The organism is Stenotrophomonas sp. RS-48 (assembly GCF_030053245.1).
Lineage (GTDB): Bacteria > Pseudomonadota > Gammaproteobacteria > Xanthomonadales > Xanthomonadaceae > Stenotrophomonas > Stenotrophomonas maltophilia_P.
This window is the reverse complement of the sequence record NZ_JASGBV010000126.1, coordinates 1-8,894: the sequence shown is the minus strand read 5'-3', so window position 1 is coordinate 8,894 and position 8,894 is coordinate 1. Positions and strand designations below refer to the sequence as shown.

General features: G+C 65.7%; 9 protein-coding genes. All 9 read left to right on the top strand.

Annotated features, from left to right (window positions below):
- A partial coding sequence (nth, locus tag QMZ25_RS18440) for an endonuclease III (RefSeq protein ID WP_283220093.1) occupies positions 1-583 on the top strand: 583 nt, incomplete at its 5' end.
- Between the two features lie 193 nt (positions 584-776).
- The gene (locus QMZ25_RS18435) at positions 777-1,988 is read left to right on the top strand and encodes an OprO/OprP family phosphate-selective porin (RefSeq protein ID WP_065174723.1); all 1,212 of its coding nucleotides are present in this window, start codon (positions 777-779) and stop codon (positions 1,986-1,988) included.
- A 208-nt stretch (positions 1,989-2,196) separates the two neighbouring features.
- Entirely contained in the window at positions 2,197-3,216 is a 1,020-nt protein-coding gene (pstS, locus tag QMZ25_RS18430) for a phosphate ABC transporter substrate-binding protein PstS (RefSeq protein WP_065174722.1), read from the top strand.
- 351 nt (positions 3,217-3,567) lie between these two features.
- Entirely contained in the window at positions 3,568-4,656 is a 1,089-nt protein-coding gene (pstS, locus tag QMZ25_RS18425; protein ID WP_180875652.1) for a phosphate ABC transporter substrate-binding protein PstS, read from the top strand.
- Positions 4,657-4,738: 82 nt separating this feature from the next.
- Complete coding sequence (gene pstC, locus QMZ25_RS18420) at positions 4,739-5,707, top strand: phosphate ABC transporter permease subunit PstC (RefSeq protein WP_053518204.1); 969 nt, start codon at positions 4,739-4,741, stop codon at positions 5,705-5,707.
- Complete coding sequence (gene pstA / locus QMZ25_RS18415; RefSeq protein ID WP_053518203.1) at positions 5,707-6,570, top strand: phosphate ABC transporter permease PstA; 864 nt, start codon at positions 5,707-5,709, stop codon at positions 6,568-6,570. Before pstC ends, pstA begins: the two co-directional genes overlap by 1 nt.
- 19 nt (positions 6,571-6,589) lie before the next feature.
- Positions 6,590-7,420, top strand: a complete 831-nt coding sequence (gene pstB / locus QMZ25_RS18410; protein ID WP_053518202.1) for a phosphate ABC transporter ATP-binding protein PstB — start codon at positions 6,590-6,592, stop codon at positions 7,418-7,420.
- A gap of 67 nt (positions 7,421-7,487) precedes the next feature.
- Complete coding sequence (gene phoU / locus QMZ25_RS18405; RefSeq protein WP_053518201.1) at positions 7,488-8,195, top strand: phosphate signaling complex protein PhoU; 708 nt, start codon at positions 7,488-7,490, stop codon at positions 8,193-8,195.
- A gap of 257 nt (positions 8,196-8,452) precedes the next feature.
- A complete protein-coding gene (locus tag QMZ25_RS18400; protein WP_053518199.1) occupies positions 8,453-8,803 on the top strand; it encodes a hypothetical protein in 351 nt (116 codons plus the stop codon).
- Positions 8,804-8,894: the final 91 nt, after the last annotated feature.

Below are 8,894 nucleotides of genomic sequence, written 5' to 3'. Positions count from 1 at the left end.
TCCGAAGACCGAACTGGAATACAGCTCGCCGTTCGAACTGCTGGTGGCGGTGGCGTTGTCGGCCCAGGCCCCCGATGTCGGCGTCAACAAGGCCACGCGCCGCCTGTTCCCCGTTGCCAACACGCCCGCGCAGATCCTGGCGCTGGGCGAGGACGGACTGAAGAAATACATCGCCACCATCGGCCTGTTCAACGCCAAGGCGAAAAACGTGATCGCCACCTGCGCGATCCTGCTGGAGAAACATGGCGGTGAAGTACCACGCGAACGCGAGGCACTGGAAGCCCTGCCCGGCGTCGGCCGCAAGACCGCCAACGTCGTGCTCAACACGGCCTTCGGCGAACCGGTGATGGCGGTGGATACGCACATCTTCCGCGTTGCGAACCGCACGGGACTGGCGCCGGGAAAGAACGTGCGCGAAGTCGAGGACAGGCTGGTGAAGGCGATTCCTGATGAATTCCTGCTCGACGCACATCACTGGTTGATTCTGCACGGACGCTACGTCTGCAAGGCACGCAAGCCGGACTGCCCGGGTTGCGTGATCGCTGATCTGTGCCGCTTCAAGGACAAGACACCGGCCCCCTGAGGCATCCCCGCAGCGCCTGCGGGTAAATGCCATCGCAGCGCAATCCCCACGTCATATCGGCCCGGCATCAATGCCGGGCCCAGTCGTGGCAAGGGTCGCGGCGGACAGACTGCGCGCGGAAACTGTCACATTTACGCAATCTTTACCTTCTAGCCTGCGCGCATCTTCCCACCTGCCTGCAAGGCTCCTCTCCATGAAACTGCATCACCAACTCCTGACGGTGGCCGTGGCCGCTGCGCTCTATGTGCCGGCTGCCCACGCTGAAGTCGCCATCGACGTGATCGGCGGTTCGGAAATCACCTTCGAAGGCCTGGTCCAGGCCGACGGCAACTGGTTCCACAACGACGTCGTGGACCTCAATGGTGGCGATGCCGGCAACGGCAAGGACAGCGAGTTCGAGCTGCGCCGCGCCGAGCTGGTGCTCAAGGGCAAGGGCCCGGGCAACGTGGAGTGGGTGCTCGGCTACGACGCCAAGGCGGACAAGTTCCTCGACACCAACGTGAAGTACAAGCTGCTGGGCAATGCCAACCATTTCATCCAGGTCGGCCAGTTCAAGCAGCCCAACAGCCTGGAAGAGCTGTCCAGCACCAAGAACAACGACTTCATCTCCAAGGCCGCGGTCACCAATACCTACGCGATCGCCCGCCGCCTGGGTGGCGCCTACAGCTACGGCCAGGACAACTGGTCGGTCACCGCCAGCGCCTTCGGCCGCGAGCTGACCCGCAACCTGGCCCATGGCAGCGGCTATGGCGCGCGTGGCACCTGGGCTCCGATCAACGAGAAGGGCCAGGTCCTGCACTTCGGCCTGAGCTACGTGGACTACGACGCCGACGCTGACACCCTGCGCGTGCGTGCGCGTCCGAACGCCGACCTGGCCACCGCCCGCCTGATCGACAGCGGCAACCTGACCGATACCGACCGAATCAGCACCGTCGGCGCCGAAGCCATGTACTTCCAGGGCCCGTTCAAGGCCCAGGCCGAGTACTACACCAGCAAGGCCAAGCGCTACGACCACGACAACTACACCAGCGACGGCTACTACATCAGCGGCCTGTGGAATGTCACCGGCGAGACCTGGAGCTACAAGGGCGGCACGCCCGGCACCGGCCTGCCGAACAACCCGGCCAGCGGCCAGTGGCAGCTGGGCGTGCGCTACGACCACATGGACCTCAACGACGGCAACCTGGCCGCGAACCCGGTCGCCGGTCGCCCGCCGATCGTCGATGGCGTGCTCGGCGGCAAGATGGATGTGTGGACCGTCGGCGCCAACTGGTACTGGCGCTCGAACTTCAAGCTGATGCTGAACTACGTGAAGGTCGACAGCAAGAAGTACAGCTCCAGCGCCCGCGGCTTCGTCAATGACGATCCGAACATCCTGGAAGCCCGCGCGCAGTTCTTCTGGTAAGAGCCCGCGTCATCGCACCACGCACCGGCAAGGGCACGACTGCGGTCGTGCCCTTGCCACGTGCGGTAGCGCCTGTACCGCAGCGCAATCCCCTCATCCGATGTCACAACGGCGTCATATGACAGACCTTTCCGTGTCACGGAATCGTTATGGAATGTGCACCGATACGTTGGGCAACCGCCCTTCGACCACCCCAGGAGTCTCTCCCGTGATCCACGCCTTCAAGTCGCGCGCCGCTGTCGCCATCCTGGCCGCGTCGTCCGTGTTCGCCGCCAATGCTGCCGATGTCACCGGCGCGGGCGCCTCCTTCATCTACCCCGTGATGTCCAAGTGGTCGGCGGACTACAGCACCGCCACCGGCAAGAAGGTCAACTACCAGTCGATCGGTTCCGGCGGCGGCATTGCCCAGATCAAGGCAGCGACCGTCGATTTTGGTTCCTCCGACGCGCCGCTGAAGCCGGAAGAACTGGCTGCCGCCGGCCTGGCCCAGTTCCCGTCGGTGATCGGCGGCGTGGTGCCGGTGATCAACGTCGCCGGCGTCGCACCGGGTGCGCTGAAGCTCGATGGCCCGACCCTGGCCAACATCTTCCTGGGCAAGATCACCACCTGGAACGATCCGGCCATCACTGCACTGAACCCCGGCCTGACCCTGCCCAGCGGCAAGATCACCATCGTGCACCGCTCCGACGGTTCGGGCACCACCTTCAACTTCGTCAACTACCTGTCCAAGGTCAGCCCGGAGTGGAAGAGCAAGGTCGGTGAAGGCACCTCGGTGCAGTGGCCGGCGGGCATCGGTGGCAAGGGCAACGAAGGCGTGGCCGCCTACGTCAAGCAGATCAAGGGTGGCATCGGCTACGTCGAGCTGTCCTATGCGCTGCAGAACAAGATGTCGTACGCGGCAATGAAGAACGCCGCGGGCAAGATCGTGCAGCCGTCGGACGCCTCGTTCTCGGCCGCCGCCGCCAGCGCCGACTGGGCCAATGCCCGTGACTTCTACCTGGTGATGACCAATGCCCCGGGTGCCGATGCGTGGCCGATCACCGCCACCAACTTCATCCTGGTCCGCAAGCAGCCGAAGAACGTCGCCGGTGCCAAGGCCACGCAGGAGTTCTTCCGCTGGATCTACAGGAACGGCGATCAGCAGGCCAAGCAGCTTGATTACGTCCCGCTGCCGGACACCCTGGTCCGCCAGATCGAGACCTACTGGACCCAGAACCTGAAGTACTGAGCAAGACCTCCCCCGCAGGAGCGGGGCCGGCGGGTCCTCTCTCCCCCGCCGGCCCCACCGGGCGCGAGATCCTCGGGATCTCGCGCTCTTCTCGTTTGTGGGGTCCGGCCTGCCGTCGCAGCGGGGCGTGGGGCTCGATCCTGCACCGGCCCGGGGCAACCCTACCGGTGCGCAGATCGGGCGGCCGCGGCGGTCTCCGGGGATGTCCGCAGTGGGCGACGACCCTGTGAAACCCTTGTTGGAACGTGATCCAGGACACCTCTGTCATGGACGTCATACGGCTGTAACAAAAACATCATTTCATAGCCGCATCCGCCGACGCCGTCGGCTCTTCCCCGCTATGGAGTGACCATGAAACTGCACTCGGCCGGCCTCGCCGCCCTTTCCCTGGCCATCGCCCTGGGCCTGTCGGCCTGCGGTGGCGACAAGCAGGTCGCGCAGCAGCCGGCCGCCGACGGTGCCGCTGCCCCGGCTGCCGCCGGTGCGAAGGTGACCGCCGAAGTCTCCGGCGCCGGCGCGTCCTTCATCTTCCCGCTGGTGTCGAAGTGGTCGGCCGACTACAACGCCAGCACCGGCGCCAAGATCAACTACCAGTCCATCGGTTCCGGCGGCGGCATCGCCCAGATCAAGGCCGGCACGGTCGACTTCGGCTCGTCCGACAAGCCGCTGAGCAGCGAGGAGCTGGCGCAGGCCGGCCTGGCCCAGTTCCCGTCGGCCATCGGCGGCGTGGTGCCGGTCGTCAACATCGAAGGCCTGGAAGCGGGCAAGCTGCGCCTGAGCGGCGCCCTGCTGGCCGACATCTTCCTCGGCAAGGTCAAGACCTGGAACGACCCGGCGATCGTCGCTGCCAACCCTGGCGTGACCCTGCCGGACGGCAAGATCACCATCGTCCACCGTTCGGACGGCTCGGGCACCACCTTCAACTTCTCCAACTACCTGTCCAAGGTCAGCCCGGAGTGGAAGAGCAAGGTCGGCGAAGGCACTTCGGTGCAGTGGCCGGACGGTGTGGGCGGCAAGGGCAACGAAGGCGTCGCCTCGTACGTCAAGCAGATCAAGGGCTCGATCGGCTACGTCGAACTGGCCTACGCGCTGCAGAACGCCATGCCGTACACCTCGCTGCAGAATGCCGCCGGCACCTGGGTGCAGCCGAGCGCGGAGACCTTCGCCGCTGCGGCCGCCAGCGCCGACTGGGCCAGCGCCAAGGACTTCAATCTGGTCATCACCAATGCTCCGGGTGAGCAGGCGTGGCCGATCACCGCCACCAACTTCATGCTGATGCAGAAGCAGCCGAAGGATGCCAAGCGCAACCAGGACACCCTGGCCTTCTTCAAGTGGGCCTTCGAGAACGGCCAGGCCCAGGCCAACGAGCTGCACTATGTGCCGCTGCCGGCCGAACTGGTCACGCAGATCGAGGCCTACTGGGCGACCGAACTGAAGTGATGGATCCGACGGTGCCCGCCGCGTGCGGGCACCGTGTCTTCCACGCCGTGCCGCCCCGCCCCTTCCTGGCCCTGCCGTCCCCATGAATGCCATCGCCCAGCCTGTAGCCGCCCCGTCCACGCGTGACGCGCGTGATGCCCGCAACGACAAACTGTTCCGATGGGTGCTGGTCGGCACCGTCATCTTCGTCCTGATCGCCCTGGCCTGCGCGGCTCTGTCGATGCTGTGGGGCGGCCGCCATGCCCTGCAGATGCAGGGCCTGAGCTTCTTCTTCTCTTCCGACTGGAATCCGGTCGAAAACAAGTTCGGTGCGCTCGCTCCGATCTACGGCACCCTGGTCACCGCGCTGATCGCGATGGTCATCGCCGTGCCGGTCAGCTTCGGCATCGCGTTCTTCCTGACCGAAGTGGCGCCACGCTGGCTGCGGGGGCCGGTCGGCACCGCCATCGAACTGCTGGCAGGTATTCCCTCCATCATCTACGGCATGTGGGGCCTGTTCGTGCTGGTACCGGTGATGACCGAGTACGTCACCCCGTTCCTCAACGAAACGCTGGGCGAATGGCCGGTCATCGGCCCGATCTTCCAGGGCCCACCGCTGGGCATCGGCATGCTGACCGCCGGCTTCGTGCTGGCCATCATGGTCATCCCGTTCATCTCTTCGGTCATGCGCGAGGTGTTCCTGACCGTACCGACCCGCCTGAAGGAATCGGCCTATGCGCTGGGGTCGACCAAGTGGGAAGTGAGCTGGGACATCGTGCTGCCCTACACCCGTTCGGCGGTGATCGGCGGCGTCTTCCTCGGCCTTGGCCGCGCACTGGGCGAGACCATGGCCGTGGCCTTCGTGATCGGCAACAGCGTGCGCCTGTCGCCGTCACTGCTGGAGCCGGGCACCACCATCGCCGCCCTGATCGCCAACGACTTCGGCGAGGCCACTGAAACCTACCGCTCGGCGCTGCTGCTGCTTGGCTTCGTCCTGTTCATCGTCACCTTCGTGGTGCTCGCCATCGCCCGCCTGATGCTGATGCGCCTGGCCCGCAAGGAGGGCAACTGATGTCCACCACCGCTGACTCGCTGTACCTGCGCCGTCGCATCGGCAATGTCGTCGCCATCGCGCTGTCCTGCGCCACCGCGCTGTTCGGCCTGTTCTTCCTGGGCTGGATCCTGTTCACCCTGGCCGCGAAGGGCCTGGCCGGCATCAACCTGGACCTGTTCACCAAGATGACACCGCCGCCCATGCAGGAAGGCGGCCTGGCCAACGCCTTCTTCGGCAGCGCGGTGATGTGTGCGCTGGCGATCGGCATCGGCACCCCGCTGGGTGTCCTGGCCGGCACCTGGCTGGCCGAGTACGGCAATGCCCGCAAGGCCGGCACCGTGGTCCGCTTCGTCAACGACATCCTGCTGTCGGCCCCGTCGATCGTGCTGGGCCTGTTCGTCTACACCCTGTACGTGATGCAGACCGGCGGCCAGTTCTCCGCCTTCGCCGGTGCGCTGTCGCTGGCCTTCATCGTGCTGCCGGTGGTGGTGCGTACCACCGACGAAATGCTGCGCCTGGTGCCCTCGCAGATGCGCGAAGCGGCGCTGTCGCTGGGCATCCCGCAATGGAAGGTGATCGTGCAGGTGCTCTACCGCAGCGCCTCGGCCGGCATCATCACCGGCATCCTGCTGGCGCTGGCCCGCATCTCCGGTGAGACCGCACCGCTGCTGTTCACTGCCTTCGGCAACCAGTACTGGAACAGCAACGTGTTCCAGCCGATGGCCTCGGTGCCGGTGGTGATGAACCAGTTCGCCGGCAGCCCGTACGAATCCTGGCAGGTGCTGGCCTGGGCCGGTGCCCTGGTGCTGACCGTCTTCGTGTTGCTGGTCAGCCTCGCCGCCCGCGGCCTCCTGCTGCGCAACCGCATCTCCCATGACTGACCTTTCCGTGGAAACCACCATGAACGATCTTTCCAATGCCGTGCCGATGCAGCGCATCGCCGTGCCGGCCTCGCACGAGAACCTGCATACCCCGGCTCCGGTCAAGCTCGCTGCGCGTGGCCTGGACTTCTACTACGACAAGTTCCACGCCCTCAAGGGCATCAACCTGGAGATCCCGGAAAAGCGCGTCACCGCGCTGATCGGCCCCTCCGGTTGCGGCAAGTCGACCCTGCTGCGCATCTTCAACCGCATCTACGCGCTGTACCCGAAGCTGGAAGCACGCGGCGAAGTGCTGCTGGACGGCGAGAACATCCTGTCGCCGAAGTTCCCGATGAACCGGCTGCGCAGCAAAGTAGGCATGGTGTTCCAGAAGCCGGTGCCGTTCCCGATGACGATCTTCGAGAACGTGGCCTACGGCATCCGCCACCACGAGAAGCTGTCCAAGGGTGAGATGAGCGACCGCGTCGAGCAGGCACTGCGTCAGGGCGCGCTGTGGGACGAGGTGAAGGACAAGCTCAACCAGAGCGCGCTGGGTCTTTCCGGTGGCCAGCAGCAGCGCCTGTGCATCGCCCGCGCCGTCGCCCTGCGCCCCGACGTGCTGCTGCTGGACGAACCGACTTCGGCACTGGACCCGATCTCCACCAGCCGCATCGAGCAGCTGGTGGAAGAGCTCAAGAACGATTACACCATCGTCATCGTCACCCACAACATGCAGCAGGCCGCCCGCGTATCGGACTACACCGCCTTCATGTACCTGGGCGACCTGATCGAACATGACCGCACCGAAGTGATCTTCTCGCAGCCGTCCAAGCAGCAGACCGAGGACTACATCACCGGTCGCTTCGGCTGACCGGACCGCGGCTTCTTCACAGACAACGCCAGTCGGGCATGGCCCGGCTCTACATGACGGAACAACCATGAATCTTCCCAACGACCACATCGTCAAGAGCTACGACGAAGAGCAGCAGCGCCTGGTGGCCGAAATCGTGCGCATGGGCGAGATGGCCGTCGCCCAGCTCGAAGCATCGATGGACGTGATCGAGAAGCGCGATGAGAACGCCGCCCATCGCATCATCGCCAACGATGAGGCGATCGATGCACTGGAGCAGCAGATCAGCCACGACGTGATGCGCCTTGCGCTGCGCGGCCCGATGGCGCGCGACCTGCGCGAAATTCTTGCGGGCCTGCGCATCCCCGCCGACATCGAGCGGATCGGCGACTACGCGGCCAACGTTGCCAAGCGTTCGATCGCACTGGGCAAGGTGCCGCCGCTGCCGCAGATCCAGGGCCTGCGCGCCCTGGGCCGGCTGGCCGCACAGCAGGTGCGCCGCGCCATCGCGGCCTACCGCGACAATGATGCCGAGGCGGCGCTGGCCCTGCGCGAGGATGACGCGCGCCTGGATGCGCAGTACACCGCGCTGTTCCGCGAACTGCTGACCTACATGATGGAAGATCCGCGCAACATCACGCCGTGCACCCACCTGCTGTTCATGGCCAAGAATCTGGAACGCGTGGGCGACCACGCCACCAACATCGCCGAGAACGTCTGGTTCCTCGTGCATGGAGAGCAGCCGCTGCCGCCGCGCGAGAAGCGCGACGAAACCTCCAGCACCGGTCAGCCCTGACGCTGCACTGCAACACCGGAGTCGACTCCAGAGTGGCCGCTGTCCGCGCGACAGCGGCCTTTCTTTTTGGGCCTTCCAGCATTTCCAAAGGCGCCGCGCCTGCCTGGCAAGGCCCCGCCCCCTGACTGCGCGGAAAATCTCACGAAAATTTGAGTTCTCTGCGAGGATTCGTTGAGTAGGATCGGCGCACGATCGCTTCCACCGGCACCTCTGCCGGCCACCCGGGCACCTGCCCACACCACCCAGGAGCACAACCGATGAGCAGTACCAACAAGACCCTGTCCCTGCTGACCGCTACCGCCCTTGTCGCCGGCCTGGGCATGACGGCCAGCGCTTCGGCTCTGAGCATGAGCGATCTGGCGCAGGGCTATCTGGTGGCCGGCCAGGCCGCCAAGGCCACCGATGCCAAGGCTGCCGACGCGCGTACCGGCGACGCCGCCAAGCATGCCGAAGGCAAGTGCGGCGCCGATGGCAAGAGCGCCGAAGGCAAGTGTGGTGGCGACAAGGGCAAGGCCGCCGCCGGCACCGATGCCAAGGCCAAGAGCACCGGCGACAAGAAGGCGGCCGAAGGCAAGTGCGGCGAAGGCAAGTGCGGTGGCAAGCACTGACGTCCGCGCCAGCGCTGTCCACCGGCGGTCGCCGCTTCCCGCGGCGGCCGCCGGGTTGGGCCTGCGCCGCGCGCTGCTGCAGGCGCTGCGC